The organism is Catenovulum sp. SX2, from assembly GCF_052056295.1.
Taxonomy (GTDB): domain Bacteria; phylum Pseudomonadota; class Gammaproteobacteria; order Enterobacterales; family Alteromonadaceae; genus Catenovulum.
On record NZ_CP182493.1, the window covers coordinates 1,890,945 to 1,911,042 of the forward strand.

22 protein-coding genes are annotated in these 20,098 nt (G+C 40.0%); 8 read left to right on the top strand and 14 right to left on the bottom strand.

The features are described from left to right. Nucleotides 1-34: 34 nt before the first annotated feature. Nucleotides 35-2,035, bottom strand: coding sequence for a hypothetical protein (locus ACMZOO_RS07920; protein ID WP_440906146.1), 2,001 nt, complete (start codon nucleotides 2,033-2,035; stop codon nucleotides 35-37). A gap of 251 nt (nucleotides 2,036-2,286) precedes the next feature. Here ACMZOO_RS07920 and ACMZOO_RS07925 point away from each other — a divergent pair, with 251 nt between their 5' ends. Together ACMZOO_RS07925 and fghA are read left to right on the top strand one after the other, a co-directional pair. Then, nucleotides 2,287-3,417, top strand: a complete 1,131-nt coding sequence (locus ACMZOO_RS07925) for an S-(hydroxymethyl)glutathione dehydrogenase/class III alcohol dehydrogenase (RefSeq protein ID WP_440906147.1) — start codon at nucleotides 2,287-2,289, stop codon at nucleotides 3,415-3,417. A gap of 8 nt (nucleotides 3,418-3,425) precedes the next feature. Then, nucleotides 3,426-4,268, top strand: coding sequence for an S-formylglutathione hydrolase (fghA, locus tag ACMZOO_RS07930; protein WP_440906148.1), 843 nt, complete (start codon nucleotides 3,426-3,428; stop codon nucleotides 4,266-4,268). 57 nt (nucleotides 4,269-4,325) lie between these two features. On the opposite strand, the gene ACMZOO_RS07935 is transcribed toward fghA, so the two are convergent. The 8 genes from ACMZOO_RS07935 to ACMZOO_RS07970 all read right to left on the bottom strand — a co-directional run bounded on the left by ACMZOO_RS07935 (nucleotide 4,326) and on the right by ACMZOO_RS07970 (nucleotide 7,962). Then, nucleotides 4,326-4,892, bottom strand: coding sequence for a hypothetical protein (locus ACMZOO_RS07935; protein WP_440906149.1), 567 nt, complete (start codon nucleotides 4,890-4,892; stop codon nucleotides 4,326-4,328). Between the two features lie 15 nt (nucleotides 4,893-4,907). After that, nucleotides 4,908-5,798, bottom strand: a complete 891-nt coding sequence (locus tag ACMZOO_RS07940) for a prohibitin family protein (RefSeq protein WP_440906150.1) — start codon at nucleotides 5,796-5,798, stop codon at nucleotides 4,908-4,910. 104 nt (nucleotides 5,799-5,902) lie between these two features. Further along, nucleotides 5,903-6,079: a hypothetical protein gene (locus ACMZOO_RS07945; RefSeq protein WP_440906151.1), complete on the bottom strand. Its 177-nt coding sequence runs from the start codon at nucleotides 6,077-6,079 to the stop codon at nucleotides 5,903-5,905. Nucleotides 6,080-6,244: 165 nt separating this feature from the next. Further along, complete coding sequence (locus tag ACMZOO_RS07950) at nucleotides 6,245-6,721, bottom strand: hypothetical protein (protein WP_440906152.1); 477 nt, start codon at nucleotides 6,719-6,721, stop codon at nucleotides 6,245-6,247. A gap of 2 nt (nucleotides 6,722-6,723) precedes the next feature. Beyond that, nucleotides 6,724-6,864 (bottom strand): hypothetical protein, encoded by a 141-nt coding sequence (locus tag ACMZOO_RS07955; protein ID WP_440906153.1) that lies wholly within the window; start codon nucleotides 6,862-6,864, stop codon nucleotides 6,724-6,726. Nucleotides 6,865-6,911: 47 nt separating this feature from the next. Next, on the bottom strand, nucleotides 6,912-7,184 hold the full coding sequence (locus ACMZOO_RS07960; RefSeq protein ID WP_440906154.1) for a hypothetical protein: 273 nt from the start codon (nucleotides 7,182-7,184) through the stop codon (nucleotides 6,912-6,914). A gap of 102 nt (nucleotides 7,185-7,286) precedes the next feature. After that, nucleotides 7,287-7,595, bottom strand: coding sequence for a helix-turn-helix domain-containing protein (locus ACMZOO_RS07965; RefSeq protein WP_440906155.1), 309 nt, complete (start codon nucleotides 7,593-7,595; stop codon nucleotides 7,287-7,289). Then, nucleotides 7,588-7,962, bottom strand: a complete 375-nt coding sequence (locus ACMZOO_RS07970; RefSeq protein WP_440906156.1) for a type II toxin-antitoxin system RelE/ParE family toxin — start codon at nucleotides 7,960-7,962, stop codon at nucleotides 7,588-7,590. Before ACMZOO_RS07970 ends, ACMZOO_RS07965 begins: the two co-directional genes overlap by 8 nt. Nucleotides 7,963-8,118: 156 nt before the next feature. Here ACMZOO_RS07970 and ACMZOO_RS07975 point away from each other — a divergent pair, with 156 nt between their 5' ends. Beyond that, nucleotides 8,119-9,201: a hypothetical protein gene (locus ACMZOO_RS07975; protein ID WP_440906157.1), complete on the top strand. Its 1,083-nt coding sequence runs from the start codon at nucleotides 8,119-8,121 to the stop codon at nucleotides 9,199-9,201. Here the strand turns inward: ACMZOO_RS07975 and ACMZOO_RS07980 are convergent. Together ACMZOO_RS07980 and ACMZOO_RS07985 are read right to left on the bottom strand one after the other, a co-directional pair. Further along, nucleotides 9,198-9,506 (bottom strand): hypothetical protein, encoded by a 309-nt coding sequence (locus tag ACMZOO_RS07980; protein ID WP_440906158.1) that lies wholly within the window; start codon nucleotides 9,504-9,506, stop codon nucleotides 9,198-9,200. The genes ACMZOO_RS07975 and ACMZOO_RS07980 overlap by 4 nt on opposite strands. 88 nt (nucleotides 9,507-9,594) lie before the next feature. Beyond that, complete coding sequence (locus ACMZOO_RS07985) at nucleotides 9,595-12,072, bottom strand: TonB-dependent receptor (RefSeq protein ID WP_440906159.1); 2,478 nt, start codon at nucleotides 12,070-12,072, stop codon at nucleotides 9,595-9,597. Nucleotides 12,073-12,286: 214 nt separating this feature from the next. Between ACMZOO_RS07985 and ACMZOO_RS07990 the strand changes: the two genes are divergently transcribed. Beyond that, entirely contained in the window at nucleotides 12,287-12,520 is a 234-nt protein-coding gene (locus ACMZOO_RS07990) for a hypothetical protein (RefSeq protein ID WP_016956111.1), read from the top strand. A gap of 5 nt (nucleotides 12,521-12,525) precedes the next feature. Here ACMZOO_RS07990 and ACMZOO_RS07995 read toward each other — a convergent pair whose 3' ends face one another. The 3 genes from ACMZOO_RS07995 to ACMZOO_RS08005 all read right to left on the bottom strand — a co-directional run bounded on the left by ACMZOO_RS07995 (nucleotide 12,526) and on the right by ACMZOO_RS08005 (nucleotide 13,679). Then, the gene (locus ACMZOO_RS07995) at nucleotides 12,526-12,756 is read right to left on the bottom strand and encodes a hypothetical protein (protein ID WP_440906160.1); all 231 of its coding nucleotides are present in this window, start codon (nucleotides 12,754-12,756) and stop codon (nucleotides 12,526-12,528) included. Between the two features lie 80 nt (nucleotides 12,757-12,836). Continuing rightward, nucleotides 12,837-13,145 carry a hypothetical protein gene (locus ACMZOO_RS08000; RefSeq protein ID WP_440906161.1) on the bottom strand — a complete coding sequence of 103 codons (309 nt, stop codon included), beginning with the start codon at nucleotides 13,143-13,145 and terminating at the stop codon, nucleotides 12,837-12,839. A 60-nt stretch (nucleotides 13,146-13,205) separates the two neighbouring features. Then, nucleotides 13,206-13,679 (bottom strand): hypothetical protein, encoded by a 474-nt coding sequence (locus ACMZOO_RS08005; protein ID WP_016956108.1) that lies wholly within the window; start codon nucleotides 13,677-13,679, stop codon nucleotides 13,206-13,208. Between the two features lie 175 nt (nucleotides 13,680-13,854). On the opposite strand from ACMZOO_RS08005, the gene ACMZOO_RS08010 reads away from it, so the two are divergent. From ACMZOO_RS08010 to ACMZOO_RS08025, 4 genes are all read left to right on the top strand, one after another. Beyond that, complete coding sequence (locus tag ACMZOO_RS08010; protein ID WP_440906162.1) at nucleotides 13,855-17,556, top strand: ATP-binding protein; 3,702 nt, start codon at nucleotides 13,855-13,857, stop codon at nucleotides 17,554-17,556. Then, nucleotides 17,553-18,188 carry a condensin complex protein MksE gene (locus tag ACMZOO_RS08015; RefSeq protein WP_016956106.1) on the top strand — a complete coding sequence of 212 codons (636 nt, stop codon included), beginning with the start codon at nucleotides 17,553-17,555 and terminating at the stop codon, nucleotides 18,186-18,188. The genes ACMZOO_RS08010 and ACMZOO_RS08015 overlap by 4 nt, the downstream gene beginning before the upstream one ends. Continuing rightward, nucleotides 18,185-19,402 (top strand): phosphoenolpyruvate carboxylase, encoded by a 1,218-nt coding sequence (locus ACMZOO_RS08020; protein WP_440906163.1) that lies wholly within the window; start codon nucleotides 18,185-18,187, stop codon nucleotides 19,400-19,402. The genes ACMZOO_RS08015 and ACMZOO_RS08020 overlap by 4 nt, the downstream gene beginning before the upstream one ends. 75 nt (nucleotides 19,403-19,477) lie before the next feature. Then, entirely contained in the window at nucleotides 19,478-20,092 is a 615-nt protein-coding gene (locus ACMZOO_RS08025) for an HD-GYP domain-containing protein (RefSeq protein WP_440906164.1), read from the top strand. Nucleotides 20,093-20,098: the final 6 nt, after the last annotated feature.

Here is a 20,098-nt window from a genome sequence, read left to right on the forward strand (position 1 = left end):
GCCTTTTTATAGCTTACCTTGTTAACCAGCGAAACTAATTGGCAGCAGCACTGGTAATTGGTGTTGCAACCACCTTCAAATCTATGACTTCATACAAACCATTTTCATCATCATCAATTTGCGCTGACAACTCACCATCCATAAATGTGCCACTGACAATAGTATAGATATCAGGTAAACCGGCTGCATCGGCAAGGTCTATCTGCAATTCGCCATTATCGGTGAACATCCACATAAAGCCTTCAATATCATTTGGATCACTATCCCACATTACTGAACCTGTACCATCATCCATAAATGAAAAATGACCTGTACCTTCATTATCACCATAACTAAATAAGATGTCGCCGAGTAAGCTTTGCGTTTGGGTATAGGTTACAACTATGTCATTGGCATATTCGAAATGACCATCTCCATCTTCATCCCACATTCCCATCAAATAACCCGAATTTAGGTTACCTGCTACTAAGGTGTAATGACCAATTGAGCCTAATTCAGTCTCAATTTCTAACTGATACATATCATTAATTTCCCAATCAAAATTTTCAACTTCATCGGGATCATCCATCCAATAAAAAGAGCCAGTACCATCCGAATTAAACGTAAATACATCGACAAATTCTAAATCTCCGCCCATGCCTGGGTTTGTATGGAAAACAATGCTTCCCATTACATCTGCATCCATCAGCATTTTCATGCTAAATACCGGCATCACACTGAAGGTTTCGCCTTCAGCAGTAATTTCAAGAGATCCATCCGCATTAACGACTACATTTTCTGTCGTTTCATCAATATTATCAGCATCATACATGCCTCCAGGGCCATCTAAATCAACATGCGGCGTATTTAAGGCAAAACCATTATCGTCAATAGTAAACGAGCCCCACTCAGAAGAAGCTGCAACAGCAGTCATGCCATCATAGGCTTCTTCATTCATAGTATGTGCAACTGAATATTCGCCACCACCAAACAGGGTAATCACGTGATACGAGTCCATGACTGGCATACCAGTGTCATCCATTTCTTGTAAAACCCAAGAGCCAGTCATTGAATCATTCGGGTCGAAGGCATTTTCTAATGTCATTACATTATAATCCCCCCAATTATTCATATCCGTATCCCACTGCCCATCACCTAAATCAGGTGCTTCACGCATTTTTAATTCAAGCTGTCCCATTTCATTGTATGAGAAAAATTGTTCGTTTGGTCGACCTTCATTTTCTAAACCACCATCACCATCTGAAGCTTCAATAACTTGCACAACATGAAATTGACCATGCTCATCTATTTCATATTTGGCAAACTCAACCGAACCGGCAACTTGATCATTACCTTCTTGATCATCCGTCTCGTGCGATAGAATATATCTATTACCTTCAATAAAAGTGAGTACATGGCGGCCAACATCATTACCTGCGTCATCAGTTTCAACAAATATCCAGCTACCATACAAACCTTTGTCCATGCCGTGCATAGGTGGGTAATAACCACCGTCAACAAAGTGGTCAATCGCATCTTGGGCATCGACCAAAGTAAGATTTAAATTGGCTAAACTTGCAGCAAAAGTGGTGTCAAAATCAGCAGCGGAAAAATCTAACACCGTACCGCTAAACTCGCCATGTGCCGCAGAATCTATATAAATACCATTATCAGGATCACCATCTGAATCTAAACTTTGCAAAAACTGCAACAAGTTCACTACAGTTTCATCATTCACATCTGTCGCAGACGGAACCAAATCCATCGGGGTGATTTCATACATTGCCATCACTTCAGGCAGTTCGACATCACCGACGCTAAAAGTTATGTATTCGCCGTCATAATAATAAAAACCACCATCTGAGTCTGTCATGCCTGATTGACTATCGGTTTCGTAGTAGAGACCTTCTACTGGACTATCAACAAATACACCATATTTAAGATGCATTTGTTGATCGTCATTATCTTCATCATTTACGTCAATCGATACATTACACGCGGCCAACGCGGCGGCAAGGGCAACAGCCATTGCACTCTGTTGGAATTTAAATTTCATAATAGATCCCTATTTATAGTTATTGCGAGATATTGATTTGAGGTCAAGTTTTAACCAGCATCTATAGTTGTAGGAAATTTTTCGGAGTTTGTCTACTTGACTAGATGAATTAGCTCACAAACCTATACGTTAAAGGTTATTTCTGGCACAGTCGCTAAACACCACAACTTTTGTGTGTTTATTCAATAAATAATTACCTTGATACTATTCCAACCAAGGCTCAACAATTTAAATATTAGGATATTCAAGCCATGACACAAGCCTATATAAAAGCCAAAGCAGCAGTTGCTTGGGGACCAAATCAACCACTTAAAATTGAAGAAGTAGAGGTAATGCCTCCGCAAAAAGGTGAAGTGCTAATTAAAGTAATCGCCTCTGGCGTATGCCATACCGACGCTTTCACTTTGTCAGGTGAAGATCCTGAAGGCATTTTCCCAGCCATTTTAGGCCATGAAGGTGGTGGTATAGTTGAAGCGGTTGGCGAAGGTGTAACAAGCGTTGCTGTGGGCGACCATGTTATTCCGTTATACACACCTGAGTGTGGCGAATGTAAATTTTGTTTATCCGGCAAAACCAACTTATGCCAAAAAATTCGAGCAACCCAAGGCAAAGGTTTAATGCCAGATGGCACCACACGTTTTTATAAAGACGGCCAGCCAATTTACCACTATATGGGCTGCTCAACTTTTGCCGAATACACTGTTTTACCAGAAATCTCACTTGCTAAAATAAACAAAGAAGCACCGCTTGAAGAAGTGTGTTTATTAGGCTGTGGTGTCACCACGGGCATGGGTGCAGTACTGAATACAGCTAAAGTGAAAGAAGGTGATACTGTTGCCGTATTTGGTTTAGGTGGTATAGGTTTATCTGCTGTTATTGGCGCAACTATGGCCAAAGCCAGCCGTATTATTGCGATTGACCTTAACGAGAAAAAATTCGATTTAGCCAAAAAGCTCGGCGCTACTGACGTAATTAATCCAAAAGATTACGACAAACCAATTCAAGATGTGATTGTTGAATTAACCGACGGTGGTGTGGATTTCTCTTTTGAATGTATTGGCAACGTAAACGTGATGCGCTCAGCACTAGAGTGCTGCCACAAAGGTTGGGGTGAATCAGTAATTATTGGGGTTGCTGGTGCAGGCCAAGAAATTTCTACGCGACCATTTCAATTAGTAACCGGCCGAGTATGGCGCGGAACTGCATTTGGTGGCGTTAAAGGGCGCAGTGAATTACCTGGCATAGTTGAACAATATTTAAATGGTGAATTTAAATTGGACGACTTTATCACCCACACCATGGGGCTTGAAGACATCAATAAAGCGTTCGATTTAATGCACGAAGGCGAAAGCATTCGCTCAGTTATTCACTTTGATAAATAGGCAAATCAATGTCATTAACTAAGTTAAGTGAAAACAAAGTAGCTGGTGGTTGGCATCAGCGCTTTAGCCACGTATCGGCGGTGAATAATTGTGAAATGACTTTCGCAATTTTTCTGCCACCACAGGCAGAACAAGGGCAAAAAGTACCTGTGCTTTATTGGTTGTCAGGTTTAACCTGCACAGATGAAAACTTTATGCAAAAAGCAGGGGCTTTTAAAAAAGCAGCTGAGCTTGGCATTTGTATAGTTGCGCCGGATACCAGCCCACGCGGCAAACAAGTAGCAGACGATAAAGACGGTGCATACGACTTTGGCCTAGGCGCAGGTTTTTATTTAAATGCCACACAAGCACCTTTTGCCCAACACTACCAAATGTATAGCTACATCACTCAAGAGTTACCGGAATTGATTGAAACTGAGTTTAATGTTTCAGATAAAAAATCAATTAGTGGTCATTCAATGGGCGGACATGGCGCATTAACTATAGGCCTTAAAAACCGACAAAGTTATCAGTCGATTTCTGCTTTTTCACCTATAGTAAACCCAACACAAGTTCCTTGGGGGCAAAAAGCTTTTAATGGATTTTTGGGTGAAGATAAGACAACTTGGGCTGAATACGACAGTTGTGAATTGCTAAAACAGGTAGATTCAATTCAACCAATAATGATTGAACAAGGTTTAGCTGATCAGTTTTTACAAAATCAACTAACACCACAAGCTTTGTTGGATGTCGCGGCTGAAAAAGGTTTTGAATTAAACTACACAGCGCATGAAGGTTACGACCACAGCTACTTTTTTATCAGCAGTTTTATTGATAAACATTTAGCGTTTCATGCTGAGCATTTGGCTTAATCGCAAGGATAAATGAGGCTTGCTCTAGTTAGACAAACGAAGCAAGCCTACCTTTTCTTAAGAACTTAAACGGCATACCTGCCAGTTAGCTAACTGATCAGAATACTCTTTACCTTGCTGCAAAATAAAACCACCAGCCGATGCAGGTTGGCGTAGCCTTGGCACCCAAGCTTTAAAGGTTTGATCTTCGCTATACCAACCAGTAATGCTAAATTTAACCACCTCTTCATTGGGTGATACTGACAATATTTTTGCCTGCAGCTGCACTTTGGTTTTGAATGAATTCATATAACCGTTAGCATCGGCAACTCGGTAAGTTGCATCTGACCATTTACAAATATGTTTATTCACTAATTGGCTATCTGATTGCTCAAACCCACCCGTCACTTTCTCAGCCGTTAATTTTGGCACACTTGCACGAACTAACTTATCTGGCACTTGTTGCTCAGGTAATTCAATATCAGCTAAAGGTGAATTGTCGGTTAACTCAATATTCTTTGTTTTAACTGCTGTTGTTGCTGGTAAATTTAACTGAATATCTGGTTGTGAAGCAGCTTGTTCTTCAGTACTTGCACAACCAGATAACAATGCAGCGACAATAATTACTTTTATGGTATTGTCCATTTATCCCTTTCCTTATTATTTTTTACGCATATCCAAAATAGGTAGGCTACCTTCACCCATAATAGTAGTCGGTAATTTTCCATCCCAATTTTGTGCTTCGGTCAAACTGACAATTAACGGATTATTTTGCAGCGCTTTGGCTTTTGCTTCAATTGCCGTCGCTTCAGCTTGCCCTTTTAGCACAATCGCTTTTGCCTCAGCTTCCGCGACTTTGATAATACCTTGCGCTTTAGCATCGGCAGTATTTACCTCACGCAAAGCTTCTAAACGTTGACGCTCAAGCTTATGCTCTTCTGCCGCGGCCAAGTTTTTCTCGGTTTGTTTAATTTCAATTGATTGAATATATTTTGCTGGCAGCTCTATATTTTCAATTTGGATATTATCAACTACCACAGGAAAGCTAGCCATTTCTTCAATCAAGCGCTGCTCTATACCTTGAATGGCTAACGCGCGATCTTGAATTAACTGCTCAGCTTCGTATCTTGGAATTGTATCTTTAGTTGCAGAGCGAAAACGTGGATCTAAAATACGTTGTTCAAACTGAACTAAGCCACCGTATTTTCTAAATAAATCTAATGCTGCGTCTTTATCTACAGTCCAGTTGACGCTGACCTCAATGGTGACTGGCATTTGCTCTTGCGTACTAGATGCCATTTTTTCAGCGTTTTTACGCGTACGCACTTCAATGGGTTCGACCGAGTCGATAAAAGGTAGCTTAAAATGTAATCCTGGGTTTTCTTGATATTTGGCTTCGCCAAAACGTTTAACAATGCCTACGTGACCTTCCTCAACCGTATACACACTACTAAAAACAATCGAGATAGCGACAATAGCAAAGACGATACCTGAGCCAAATTTAAGTTTGTTGGTAACTGTTTGATTAGATGATAATGCATTCAATGACATAACTTTCCCTCGTGATTAATTCGAATTGAACGAAAGACATATTATGTCAACAATTTTGTATTTGCAAATTTTTAACAACCAATTAAATTTTGGGAAACTAGGGGTTAATCTAACTCAGCGGGTGACAAAGACATTACATAGAACTTATTAAATTCAACATCATCAATTTGCTCGTTTATAACCAACAAATCAACAATACTTTTTGACTGTCCTATTAGTGATTCATATTCTTTTATCGACATCAAAATATGCGATGCTTTGCCGCGCTCTGTAATTAGCACAGGCTCATGCTTAGCAAATCTTTTTACTGTGCGGCAGGGCTTTGATTAAAAATCTGACTGGTTACTATTTGCATAAATTGATACCTACCCAACGCATGGTCAAAAGCATAATTCACTTATCCGAATATAACCGAAAAGCTTCTACATTGTTCAAGCAAATAGCTGTTAAGATTTAACTCTAATTTTTAATTGAGCTAAACATCTAACAATCTCAGGATTAGGGTCAGTTTGTACGTATTTCAGTTCAACATAGTCTCCTACATCTATGACACGATTCAACCACCCTTCCTCTCCTTGGCAGCCACTACCACCGCGATCAATATAGACAAACTTTCGGCTCCCAATTTCAAATAACCAACCTGCCCCCGCAGGGTTTAGTCGTTTTTCAAGGACACTACCTTCAACAAGCTCCACTTTATGACTGGAATTTACGTATTCCTTGTAACTACTATAGTGATAATTCATGCCATGCAAAGTTGACGTCACGTAAATTAAGCTTAACGCAAGAAACCCAAATAGAAGCAGTTTCGGCGCTTTGGTCTTATACATACCCCAAGTCGCCACTAACATAAACAAAACAACCACTATATCTAACCAAGTAAAACTTGGGTCTATTGGGGATATTTCAAATACTTGCTTCATTCTTAACCCTCGAAGAATGTTTTATTTAAAATTGCGTAGATATTTCGACCAATTGCCCCTATTTCAATACGCTCAAATCCTTTTATAGTTTCAGCATGCTTGGTGTGATAACCAATTTCTGCGGCAAGTGGAAACTTAGGCATTTGCCCTAGCGCCATCTTATCCAAAACATCATTTCCCCTTTCCATCCTCAAGTAGCATCTACACTATAACCTTCAAATTTAAACTCTGGTTGCCCATAGTCATTGAAAGTATAGCCCTGCTCAAGCGTCAAAGAGAAATCGGCGCCTTTCAATCTAGAAATTGTTCCAACGTTTTCCCCAGCGACTCGTTCAACATCATAGAGAGATATGCTACCGAGCACTGAGTCAGCACTCCCTGAGCCTAATTGATCAGAATTTGTGCCATCTGCTTTCACTACCTCTACAGAAAAAGTACCACTAAAATCACCAAATGAATGCAATTACCCAACGCATTGCCAAAAGCATACACTTGCCCGTCATAACGATTTTTCTGCATCCCACTTATATTCATTTAACCTTGAACAAAGCCTATTAATTAGGTATCAGTAGGCAAGTGCATCAAGACCTTTATGTGCCACTAAGTTCAACAGTTTCAATGACGTACCTTTAGGTTTTTTGCCACCTTGCTCCCACGAGCGAACTGTTGATGGGCTTGTATTTAAATATGCAGCAAATACCGCTTGGCTAACGCGTGCATTTTCTCGGATCGCTTTTATTTCAGCCGCATCATATTGCTCAACTGCAGGTAAACATAAAGCGTCGAATTCACGCATAGTTTGCACATCCATAACGCCAGCATCAGCAAGGCCTTTAGCTGTTTCATGCATCACATCTAAAATGTTGTTACTCATTTTGTTTTACCTCTATTAATTCACCTTTATTAACTGCAGTTAATATCATTTTCTCACTATAACTGAGCAATTCTTTGGCCATTAATCTCAACGTTTTTAATGCTTTTTTGTCGATATTATCTTGCTGATTCTTCGCAAAACCAAACATGAAAAAAGCTTTTTCATCAATTTTAAACGCCAACAAAGTCCGCACTCCTCCACTTTTACCTTGCCCGTTTAAACCCACCCGCTTTTTCACTACATGTCCACCAAGATCAGCGTCAATCAAGCCATCTTGCATTTCTTGGACTGCAATAGTCAAATCACTATTCTGCAATCCTTCCTTGTCAGCCCACTTACTGAACCACTTTGATTTATATATCCGCATTTATCCCTCTCCCTCTGAAAACTATAACACCAGGTGTCATAGTTTTCATCCCTTATTATTTAGAGTAGCGTCCCATACAAAAACACCATTCCATTTACTTTGCCAGCAACTACAGTTAACTTACCCAGCAAACCAACTATAAAAACTTAGTAAGCCGTGGCGCACAATCAGCAACCCAATAATTTATTTACAATTCTATTCAGTTTATTGGCTGTTATTGCTGCGCTGTTGTTTTTTTTATATCCCGAAGCTAACCAAACAGCGTCACAGCCAACTCTGGCACATAAAACACCTGTCACGCCCAATAAACAAATCCAAGAAGAGCTCGAATTAAAACCACTAAAAACTAACGATTCTAAGCCTGCCGAACAATTAGAGGTTATTAAACCCGAGCAGCAGGTGTTTGATGTTGGCCAATTGTTAGCCAACACTACCAGCATAAATAACTGCACAATCGAAAAAGATGAAGATTTGTATCAGCAAGTTATGTATATGCTTGAAGATACTTTCACCCAACATGACTACCGCTATGGCACACTGAAAATAAACGACACTTTGTCGGTGCAGGCTATTTACCCTATTGGCTTTAATGATGCGTTTTGGGCTTTGTATAAAAACCGATTGTTGGATGTGCTAAAAATTTATTCTGAAGAGCTGTCATTTAGTTTGATCAAACCAACAGAAATTGTGCTTTTTTTACTGCCCGAGCGCGAAGAATATATCAGTTTATTAGAGCAAATTTCTTTTGATGGCCAAGCCAGCATCGGCGTGTATTTTCCCTATACCAATTTGGCTTTTGTTAATTTAATCACTTTAGAACAAAGTATTGAAACTGCGGTGCACGAAAGCATTCATAGGCTTAACCAATACTTTTTTGGTTTTACCGCCAGGGTAATTAATGAAGGTTTAGCTGAGTATTTTGAAAGTACCGCAAACCAAGCATATAAAATAACTGATGAGTTAAAGAAGTTTGAACAACAGCATTATGTGCTAGAGCCACATGAGTTATTTACTGCTTATCCAACTTGGACGCCAGATGATTATGCTGCGTTATATTTTTCCGCCAAGCTACTCACCCACTATTTAATCAAACAAACACCAAAAGAGTTTTCCCAGTTAATGATTACAGAAGCTGAAGATAAATGTTCGCCACTGCCACTTGATGAGTACAGCCAACAAATTGAAAGTTTAATTATTGAACAAGAACAGAGTTATATTGAGTGGCGAAGTGAGCTTTAATTCGACTGTTTCATTTTGGCAAACAAAAAATAAATAAACAGCACAGATACCGTACCCAATATCCATACAACTGCATTTTTTACACCATAGTCTTGCCAAATAGCATACAAAGCCAACGCAAAAGCTTTGTTGTGGTGCCCCTCCCCAAGCTCCACAGCACAAGGGGCACAAGCAATGCCATACACCACAGATTTAAATAAGGCTGTTTCAGCAAAGCTGAACTTTTCTGCAAGTAAATAATGAAAGCTTATCGCAAATGGCAATACTATAACGAGTCCAAAAAAGTACACATACAATAAAGCCATTAGTTGCTCCCTAATTCAAAGTAGGAAAGCAAGACTAATGGCTTTTCGCATATAAAACAAAACCTTTGTTTTATATTTTGAGTGTTATTTAAAAATTACCTCTAACACCAAATATCACGCTGCGGCCTGGTTTAGGTGCAAGGTCTTTTAAGAATGAGCTATGCACACGTGCATCGGCGTCGGTTAAGTTGCGGCCTTTTACATAGAAAGTCCAATCAATGCCACCCGCTGGTAGGTAATAACTTGCAGTTGCATCTAACCAGTTGTAACCAGGAGTTGATGATTCGTGCTCTGCTACGTCATCTTGTTTAAAGTAACGAGTCCAGTTTACTTGCACGCTGTAGTTATCTTGTTGGAAGTCTAACTCAATGCCAGATTTCATTGGTGGTGTCAGTGGTAAGTTACTACCATCTTTTAAACGCGCTTTAACATAGTCGGCAAAAAAGCTCGCTTTAAGCGCATTATTTACCTGCCAAACAGTTTGGAGTTCAAATCCGTGCAACTTAGCTTGTTTATACTGTGTGTGGTACAGCGGTAACTCGTCTGCATGCACGTCTTCTTCATGCTCGCTTGCATGTTCAACTTCGTCAGCATGTTCGTCTTCATGGCCGTGCTCTTCATGGCTTACTTCGACAAAAAACTCAGTTGGAGTTTGGTAATAATAATTATCTATTTGGTTGTAGAAGGCATTAAATACAAAACCAAAATCGCCACTAAATTTACGCAAAGCAAAATCGATATTTTTTGAAGTTTCTACATCTAAATCATGCATTGAAGGTTCAAAAACAATTTCTTCACCTTCTTCATGCATTTCATAAATCGCACCAATTTCATAAGTGCCAGTTGCGATATGTGGACCAAAAGCAAATAATTCTGCTGCTGAAGGTGCACGTTGAGCACGAGAGTACGACAAACCAACATTGTATCCGTCAGCAAAATCCCAGACTAAACCAGCAGACCAACTAACAGGGGTAAAATCTAATTCGCGGGCTGCGTGTAATTCGTCATGTTCATCTTCGTCATGATGTTCTTCATGCGCTTCTTCGTGATGCTCTGCGTGCTCATCTTCATCGTGGTGATGAAGCTCGATGTCAGCGTGGTTTAATTCACCTACAGTGATATTCACTTTTTCAACTCGTGCACCTAACTGAATTAACACATCCCCTATATGGGTTTCTTCCATTAAGGCTAACGCGATTGCATCTGTGGTTGATGCTGGGGTAAAAGCTTCGTCACCTTGGGCAGCAAACTCTGAGCGTTTTGCATGTAGGCTAACCCCACCACGCCACTCGGCAAATGTTTGATGCAACAAATCTAAACGCACTTCGCTGGTTTCACTTTCAAATACAGTACCAACTTCATCACCTTCAATTTCAGCATGTTGATAGTCAGTTTGTGCAGCTTTTAATTTAACTGTGCGCAATAAATCATTTTCAAAGTTAATTTCACTAATAAGCTGGTAGCGGTTTTGTTTTAATGATGCAAAAACACTTTCTTCTGCGTGCTCATAATCTTCATCTTCGTGATGCTCGTCTTCATGCTCTTCACCTTCGAGCTCATCTTCGTCACCATGAGCATGACCAGGAATACCATATTCACGCTCTAAACGACCATAAGAAACACCAACAAAACCATCTTCAAATATGTAGCTGCTACCTAGTGTGTAACCATTTGATTGTTCGGCACTGTTTTCAACTGTGTCATGGCCATGTTCATCCGCTTGAGCAATTGTGTAATCGTCCGCTTGGCGATCAAAAGCATCAATATGGAATGCAAAATCACTAACACTGGTATTGGCATTAAATCCAAATAATTTTTGGTTGTTGTTTTGATTGTATTCAGCCAATAGCTCACCAAAGGTGTCTTTATTTCTAGGCACTCGGTTATCAACTACGTTAACCACACCACCAATTGCACCACTGCCATAAAATAAAGTTGCTGGGCCGCGGAAAATTTCAATTTGTTCAGCAGTTGAAACTTCAGAAGTGACTGAATGATCTGGGCCAACACGCGATACATCCCCCACGTCTAAACCATTTTGAGTAATTAATACACGCGGGCCAGACAAACCACGTACCACAGGTGTACTTGCAACATTGGCGTAAAAGTTAGTGTGGATCCCTAAAGAATGTTCTAACGTGTCACCCAAAGTTGCCGCTTGGCGACGGCGTAAAGTTTCACCCGCAACTACTTCTACTGGAATGGACGATTCAATAATAGATGCATGAAATGGGCTTGCTGTTACATCTATCACTTCGATAATGCTTTTTGCTAATGTAATAGCGACGTCGAATGTGTCTTGACCTTCCAATTCCACATGGGTATTGCTGTGCACATAACCTTTTGCTGAAACGTGCAGCTCAAAATGGTCTTGATTTAAATCTGAGAAGGTAAATTGACCTAGTTCATTAGTAGTGGTTTTTAATGCTGTACCCATAATGGAAACATCGGCATTTTCGACAGCTTCGCCTTTGTCATTAAAAATTTTACCTGTGATGTCTGCTGCCACAGCTGAATTCGCAGCCAAAACGGCCGCTGCTACTAGTGAATATTTTGCGCTTTTCATGCTAACCCTGATAAATTTGTTACGATATAACATTTTTCACAGTATGTTATACCATCACAATTTATACAGCAAGCTTGAGAATAATTCTTTTTCCATTTAGCACAATAGCACTTTTGTTAGATTCTCAGCATTTTTTAACATCAAAGCTGTTTAATATGCTGAAAATTAGATTACTATTACTAGAGTTAATAATTTGTTGTTTTTGGTAAGTGGTATGACACAAAAATACGAAAGGAAACTGGTACTTGATCCTAATCAGTGGTGGGAGCATTTATCTATGGCACAAAAATTTTCAGCTAACTCTTTGTTCCAATACGGATATCAATTGCAGTTTATTCGCCAAACAGACAAAGGAAAACTCGCAGTGTTGATGCGTGATGACGACATCATAACGTTAAATGAAGAAGGTGATATAGACAGTGATCCGGATATTGTCTTGCGTAACTAAACTATCTAAGGTTTACGATACAAATAAGCAGGAAAATAACGCTGAGTATATTTACTCAGAACACCGGGCACAGTCATCACATATACAAATAAACCAAACCAGCTCAGAATAGACATCACAAACAACCACAAATTTTTCTCTTGGCCTTTAGTGTTGTTGTTAGTTAAAACAAAAAATATCGGATATAAATATCCAACCAAATAAAGCATTGCGCTTAACAGTTGTACATCGCTCATAAACTACTCCAGCCTCAACTTAGCATACCCGAACTACGTGGATATATAGTCTATCGGCTAGAGCATTAGTAACTTGATGATTATTTTTTGTTCGTTTTGGACGGAGCGGCTGCAGCGGCTTGTTGTTGAATTTTTGCGGCGCGACGTTTGCTTTCTTCGGCAGCTTTTTTTTCAGCACGGCGCTGTTGTTCTTTCTTCTTTTCTTCTTCGGCTTGCACTGTCGAAATATAAACCAACCAACCTAACCACGACAAAAACAAAGTAGCCAACAACCACATATTTTTTGATTGACCAATTGCTCGCTTGTCACCAGCTACAAGCGCAATTGGCAACAAGAAAAAACAAATGCCAATTATGTATAAGAGTAAATCAGTTTCGGTAACACCCATGTTTGATACGCCGGAGAATTGTCTAAGATAAAAAAAGTATAGCAGCTATAAAATTATTCGTTAGCCATCAACTAATTCAAGCAACAGAGCGCATAAATGCATATATTGGCGAACATGCGTGCCAGCCCAAGCTTGTTTTATTGTATGTGATTGGTCGACAAAAAAGTTGTGCACTTGTTCTGCAGATAAGTCACTGCTGCGGCCTAAATTACGCTCAACCGCCTGTTTAACCGGCAAGTTTTTGTAAACCATATCCTGCACTATATAAGTACCATGGCCTAAAATCGCCTCAGCCACTTTAACTTCAAGCAATTCGCCACGGGTTTGTTTAACCAGTGCTAGTTTATCAACTTGATTTTTTTGAAATTCTTCAGCCAATAAAACAATCACTTCACTTTGGCTTTTATTATCATTCGAGATATTGTTGAGTTTTGTTTGGCATGCAACTAAGTCTTTGCGAACACCTTCTGTTTTTGTAGCAAAATAAAAAATCGCCAACAACAAAACTGCAAATGCAGCACCAATAAATATCACAACAACCACCTTTTCAACAACTAACCGAATTTATTTTATTAACTATTACATGACGCTAGATCAATTGAGCCTATGCTACCCGAATAATTCTACTTTTGGCAATTGCCTTTAAGCCAACAATGCGCATAATGTTGGGCTGATAAAAATTAAAGACTTAGAATTGCAAAGGGTTTGTATGCCAAGTTTACAGCGCATTGTATTAATAGATACCCACTTACCAGGCGTGGTAGAACTAAAACTAGACGGCCACACCAATATATGTGGTACCAACGCATCGGGTAAAACAACATTACAACGACTTATTCCAGTATTTTATGGTGAGTTTCCAAGCCGCGTAGTTCCAGCCACGCGTGACAGTTTTGAAAAATGGTATTTGCCACGTGAATCGAGTTTTATTATTTACGAATACAGCCGTGGTGATGGGCAGTTTTGCCAAACAGTCTTAGCCTCATCAGGCAATGGTGTGAACTATAGATTAATCGACAAAGCTTTTGTTTTGGAAGATTACTTACAAGCGCAACTTACTGGTGACTACAAACCTGTGACTATGGTTGAATTAGGCCGTAACTTAAAACGTGAAGGCATAAATGCCACTAGCCTATTAAACACCAGCCAATATAGAGCTATTATTCAAAACGACCGCAGTCAGTTAAACCAAAGTGCTAACGGCCGTGAATTATTAGCTTATGCACGCCAGTTCTGTTTATGTGAGAACGATGCCAATTTACGCCATATTGAAAAACTCGCCAAAGCAGTACATTCAAAAGAAGGCAAAATGGAAACCATTAAAGCTATGGTTTCAGCAATTTTAGAAGAAGATGGTGTTACCCCACCAAAAAGCAGCCTCAACATAACTAAAGTGGATGATTGGATAAGAGAATGCCAATTAATCCAAGGTTTTAATCAAATAAAACCTGAGTTTGAGCAGCTAGAGCAACAACACAAACAACTGCAACTGACTGAAAAACGTTTAGCCCAGTTAAAAAGCCATTTTAGTTTAGATCAATCCAAACTAAGCAAAGAGTTGATAGAGCTAGAAGATCAATTCAACCAAAGCCAAATCGAGCTAAAAAAACTCAATAGTGAATGGTCGTATCAGCAAGATAAACTCAACCAAACCTTATCGAGTGCACGTGCTGACGTCGCGCAATATGAAGCTGATTTAGAACAAGTTGAAAGTGATTATTTAGACTGGCAAGACAAAGATATCGACAGCCTACAACAAAAAGTAACCTTATTACCGCAGTGGCAAAGCCAGCTAGATACGCTTAATTCGCGTTATCAATTATTAACCGACAAACACTCAGATATTGAATCAGCTTACAACAAAAGGTTAGCTGAAATAACTGAGCTGCACGGCGAAGAAATTGAAGCTTACCGCGGCGAAAAAGATCAAGTAAAAGAGAAGCTTGCTGAGCAAAAAAGCCAAGAACAGCAACAGCTACAACAGCTTAAGCAAAATTACCAAAATCAACTGACGCGTATTGAAAGCGAGTTTAAAGACAACTTGCACGAGCTCATCAATCAACGCACTGAAATTAACAGCATAATGCAGCATGTTGCATTTACCGCACATGAACAAAGTGAGTTAGATTTATTAGACGCACAAATTAAAGAAGCGGTAAACGAAGAAGATCACAGTCGCAGCCAACTGGTACAAGTTGAGCAAAAACGCAGTTCAGTGGAGCAAAAACGCCAAAAAGCAGTAGATGCACTGAATGCCGCGCACAAAACTTTACAACACAAACAACAAGCGGCCGAAGCAATTGAAAAACTACTTTACCCTGGGCAAAACACTCTACTGGAGTTTTTACGCCGCGAACAAACAGGCTGGGAAGAAAACTTAGGTAAAATCATTCACCCAGAATTACTTAACCGCACCGACTTAAAACCTCAGTTAGCTAGTTTAAATGATAGTGACAACGCTGAACACGCATTTGGTGTGTTGCTTGATTTACTCTGTTTAGACACGCCCGAATATGCTGAAAGTGAACAAGCATTAAAAGCCAAACAAGCACAAGCAACTGATGCGGTAAAACAAGCCAAAGCTCAAGTTGACCAAGCAGAGCAAGCTTTAGCTGAGTGCAGCAACGAGCTACAACAGCTAGATAGTCAATTAAGCCAATTAAAAAGTGATGTTGAGCATAAAAGCCAGCAACGCCGCCGTTTCCAGCTGGATAAAGACAATTTACATCAACAATATCAACACAGTTTAAACGAGCGCAAATCGCGCTACACAGCTCAGCTTGAACACAACAAACAAGCACAGCTAAAACTGCACAATGAAAAACAAGCTTGTATCGACGAAATTGAAGAGCAGCGCGCCGAAGCCGAACTTGAGCATAAAGCGCATTGGCAACAACTGTTAGCAGACTTAACCAGCCGCATCAGCCAAGTTGAACAGCGCATCATGCAAGCGCAGAACAACTTCAAACAAGATAAACAAAAATGTGATTTGTGGTTAAAAGATGAGTTGTCACAACGTGGGGTTGATGTAGATGAAATCGGCCAAGTTAAAAAAGACATTCAACAACTGCAAAAAGATATTCGTTTTGTTGAGCAAAACCGCAACCTAGTCAACGACTATCAACATTGGTACCAAACCGTCTTTAATGGCCACAAAATTAAATGGCAACAAGCGCTAGCTGAAGCAAAACAATTGCAACTAGACACTGAACGCAGCTTAAATCAAGCGGCACAGAACTATCAGCAACAAAGACAAAAACTCAATGAGGTTAAAACTGATTCAGAACAAGCCTTGCGTGATGCCAAACAGCTAGAGCAAGAGCTACAACAGGTATTACGTGAGTTAACTAAATTAAAACTTGCACCAAGTGATCCAGTGCAAGAAAAAGCTAATCTGGCACAACGCATAAATGAAAGCCGTGAACAGTTAGCGGAACGTGAAGAGCTTAACCAAAACGTTAAACACAAATTAGGTCAATTCGACAGTTTAATTGCGGCACAAGCAGGCACAGGTTTAGCCGAATTGTGGGATAGATCACGCGAAGAATGTACCTTCACCGACAGCAAAGGTTTGCGTCAAGTTGATCATATTAAGTTAGTTGAAAAACTCTCTGAGCTAATCAATGTATTTGTCCCACAAAAACACCAAGGTTTATGTGAACAAGGCAAAATATTTGGCACAGGCTTAACCAGTTATTACCAAGTATTAGCTGATATCGACAAACGCATCGCCAGCCAAAGCAAACGTTTGAGTAAAGAAGTTGATGCCGAATTGTATTTAGATGGCATTTCAGATTCAGCAGTAACTATTCGCTCAAAAATTAGCGAACTTGAATTTTGGCCTGAGCTACAACAATTCCACCAATTGTATTTAGAATGGTTAGAGCAAGGCACACATCAATTGCCGTCGAGCGATTATGCTGGCAGCATGCGCCGTGTACTGGATATTTTAGGCCGAGCTGCGTTAACCGGTGGTATCAGCAAATTATTAGATATAGAACTGCGCATCAAAGAAGGTAATAGCGTACTGGTCATTCGTACCGACAGACAGCTAAACGAATCATCTAGTCATGGTATGGCATATTTGATTTTATGTAAGTTCTTGTTGGCCTTTACCCGTTTATTACGTGGTCAATCATCTGCTGTTATCCACTGGCCAATCGACGAACTTGGCACCTTACACTTAAATAATATTCAAAAAATATTTAAAGCGTGTGAGCAAAACAATATCTCTATTGTCGGCGCATTCCCGAATCCAGAATCAGAAATTTTATCATTATTCGACAACCGCTACTTAATTGATAAACAAACACGCAAATTGCAAATAGTGCAACCGCGTATTAGCCCGATATCACAACGCATTCAACAAGCTAAGCAAGCAGTTAAAACCACAGAGGAAACCAGCGCATGATGACTCAACAAGGCCAAGTGTTAGAAACCTTATTGTCTGGTGGATTTGTTTGCCGCATTAGCAACGAAGATATGTTTAACTTTTTGCAGCAGCCACAAACAGCGCAGCAAATTGAAACTCAGTTAAATATTTTAAACCGCACTTTAACTAAAGCGGCTGATGGCGAAGTATTTTTTGCTAGTTATTTGTCGCTAGCTGATAAAGAGCGTGCTGTGCTTGAACGTCAGTTTAAAGAAATCACTGCCAACTTATTGCCGTTAGTTGAATGGTTATTGTTAGTACAAGAAAGTACAGGGCAAGATATGCCATTAGCGCAAGGCAGCGCCATTCGTTTAAACGAGTTACAAAGCACAATTGAAGATACACCTGCATTACTTGAACAACTGGGTAAAATCTCGGCTTTCACCTTATTTGGTTCAACCAGTAAAACCGCAGATGGTCAGCTTAAACAAATATTTAAACGTTTAGGCGAACTTGGTTATTTAGTAAAACCCAACAGCGAAAAACAAATTTATATCGCCACCGGCAAGCTTGAATATCTATATGAAGTGATCCGCTTTATTGATGAAACAGAAGCTTTATCTCTGACCGAACAAGCAGAAGCCGCCATGCAGCAAGGTGTATTACTGTGAAGGATAATATAACTCAAGCTGGGCAAAAACTACTGCGCGCTATGGCGCGGCACAGCGATATTATTATGCAGGCTTATGTTAAAGGCGCTGTGGACGAAGGCCAGCATAGCCCACAAGTGTTAGATAACTTACAAAGTTTAGGTATTTTGTGGCGACCAGATATCGAATCTGACTTACGTTTACGCCGCATTGTCCGCGCTTTGTTAGAAGAAGGTTTAAGTGATGAACGCAACCGCCAAGTAGATGCCAATATAGGCTCAGCTTTGGCTAAAGTGACAACCTTGGTTGCTCATTATAAAGAAGCCTGTAACAAACATAGATTCGCCGAAGCTGAATCACATATGGCGGATTTAACCGAGTTAACTTACGCCATGATAGATTCACTAAAACAAGGTGTGCGTGGCTTATGGAGCCGTATTCATAAAGAGTTTGGTTATGTTGCCTCGATTGATGCAAAAATTCGTGAAAACCAACTAGCGCAACAACAAGTAACAGATATTCTAAGCCAGTTAGAAATGTTCCACTTTGATAAACTAGCGCAAGAAGCGGGCAGCAATCGTGATTTACGCCGTTTGTTAGTGGTTACATTACAATCTAACTTTGCAGCAGTAACGCAAGAGTTGAGCTTAGTGCAAGCTAGGTTAAATGAATTGCTCGGTCGTTTCCGCGAATTCCAAGGCCGTACCCGTTTGTTAAAAGGTTTTGTGCTGCATTTAGAGCAACAACCTGACTACAGCCCACAAAATTATGCAAAACATAGCCAAGTGCCAAATGTTTTTAATCAAGCACAAGCAATCATTGAACCTGCAGCTGTGGACGTACGCAATGCCAACCATGAAGCTGAATTAGCGCAAATAGTTGGCCGCATTAAAGCTATATTCCATTTGCGCAGCCAAACTCCACAAGCTGCCGCACAAACGGTCAAAGTGGAACAAAGTGAAGCTGTTGCGTTAGCAGAAAACAAAATCCGCAAATCAGTCGAAGATTATTTCTGTCATATTATTGATACCGGCGCGCGTTTATCTGCGCTGGATTATCATGTCGAACATAAACTTGAATTTGATCACGAAGCTTGGATTTATCAAGTAATAGGTGGATACGAAGCTTTACCAACAGGTGATAAAGCGTATTTTGGTTTAGAAAAATCACTGCGTGATCATCCGCAATTTACTGGCAATAAAATTATTGAAGACGTCGCTTTGTGGTTTAATTAGCTAAATTTTTTCGCTTAGTGCTTTCCTTGCCTATACTCAAAAGAATTAATCTTTTGTGTTTAGGAAGGAATAAAATTGGACAAAAGAACCCTTTTTCAGTTGGTATCAGCTATATCTGCGGCGGCAGAATATCGCGATGCTTATACCTCAATGCATCAAAGCCATGTCTCTAATCTAGCCAGATGTATAGCCCAAGAACTCGCCTTATCCAATGATGTGATAGAGTGTGTTCGTATTGCGTCCATTTTGCACGATATCGGAAAGCTCGGCGTACCACTTTCACTATTAACTAAAGTCGGCAAATTACGTGAAGAAGAATTTGCCTTAATTAAACTACACCCTGTTATTGGTTACGACATTCTCAAAGGGGTCGATTTTGACTACCCTGTAGCCTTGGCTGTGCGCCAACACCATGAAAGATTAAATGGCTCTGGTTATCCAGATGGCTTAACCTCTGATGCTATTTTAATTGAGGCTAAAATAATCGCAGTTGCGGATGTGGTGGAGTCTATGCAAGCATCTCGCCCTTACCGCAAAGCCTTAGGTATGAATGCTGCGCTGGAAGAAATAGCCCATAATAAAGGCATCTTGTATGACGCGGAAATTGTTGAAGCCTGTATTAAATTATGCGCAAAAATGGACGATGGTGTCTTTATATCTAAAATGGAAACACTCAACGAGCAATGTTAATTAAAC

Bases quoted from the DNA above. Each gene is read 5' to 3' on its own strand.
- ACMZOO_RS08015 (WP_016956106.1), top strand. From the start codon at position 17,553: ATGATGACTCAACAAGGCCAAGTGTTAGAAACCTTATTGTCTGGTGGA.
- ACMZOO_RS08000 (WP_440906161.1), bottom strand. From the start codon at position 13,145: ATGGGTGTTACCGAAACTGATTTACTCTTATACATAATTGGCATTTGT.
- ACMZOO_RS08010 (WP_440906162.1), top strand. From the start codon at position 13,855: ATGCCAAGTTTACAGCGCATTGTATTAATAGATACCCACTTACCAGGC.
- ACMZOO_RS07920 (WP_440906146.1), bottom strand. From the start codon at position 2,035: ATGAAATTTAAATTCCAACAGAGTGCAATGGCTGTTGCCCTTGCCGCC.
- ACMZOO_RS07985 (WP_440906159.1), bottom strand. From the start codon at position 12,072: ATGAAAAGCGCAAAATATTCACTAGTAGCAGCGGCCGTTTTGGCTGCG.
- ACMZOO_RS07965 (WP_440906155.1), bottom strand. From the start codon at position 7,595: ATGAGTAACAACATTTTAGATGTGATGCATGAAACAGCTAAAGGCCTT.
- ACMZOO_RS07935 (WP_440906149.1), bottom strand. From the start codon at position 4,892: ATGGACAATACCATAAAAGTAATTATTGTCGCTGCATTGTTATCTGGT.
- ACMZOO_RS07970 (WP_440906156.1), bottom strand. From the start codon at position 7,962: ATGCGGATATATAAATCAAAGTGGTTCAGTAAGTGGGCTGACAAGGAA.
- ACMZOO_RS07995 (WP_440906160.1), bottom strand. From the start codon at position 12,756: ATGAGCGATGTACAACTGTTAAGCGCAATGCTTTATTTGGTTGGATAT.
- fghA (WP_440906148.1), top strand. From the start codon at position 3,426: ATGTCATTAACTAAGTTAAGTGAAAACAAAGTAGCTGGTGGTTGGCAT.
- ACMZOO_RS07940 (WP_440906150.1), bottom strand. From the start codon at position 5,798: ATGTCATTGAATGCATTATCATCTAATCAAACAGTTACCAACAAACTT.
- ACMZOO_RS07950 (WP_440906152.1), bottom strand. From the start codon at position 6,721: ATGAAGCAAGTATTTGAAATATCCCCAATAGACCCAAGTTTTACTTGG.
- ACMZOO_RS07980 (WP_440906158.1), bottom strand. From the start codon at position 9,506: ATGGCTTTATTGTATGTGTACTTTTTTGGACTCGTTATAGTATTGCCA.
- ACMZOO_RS07990 (WP_016956111.1), top strand. From the start codon at position 12,287: ATGACACAAAAATACGAAAGGAAACTGGTACTTGATCCTAATCAGTGG.
- ACMZOO_RS07955 (WP_440906153.1), bottom strand. From the start codon at position 6,864: ATGCCTAAGTTTCCACTTGCCGCAGAAATTGGTTATCACACCAAGCAT.
- ACMZOO_RS07925 (WP_440906147.1), top strand. From the start codon at position 2,287: ATGACACAAGCCTATATAAAAGCCAAAGCAGCAGTTGCTTGGGGACCA.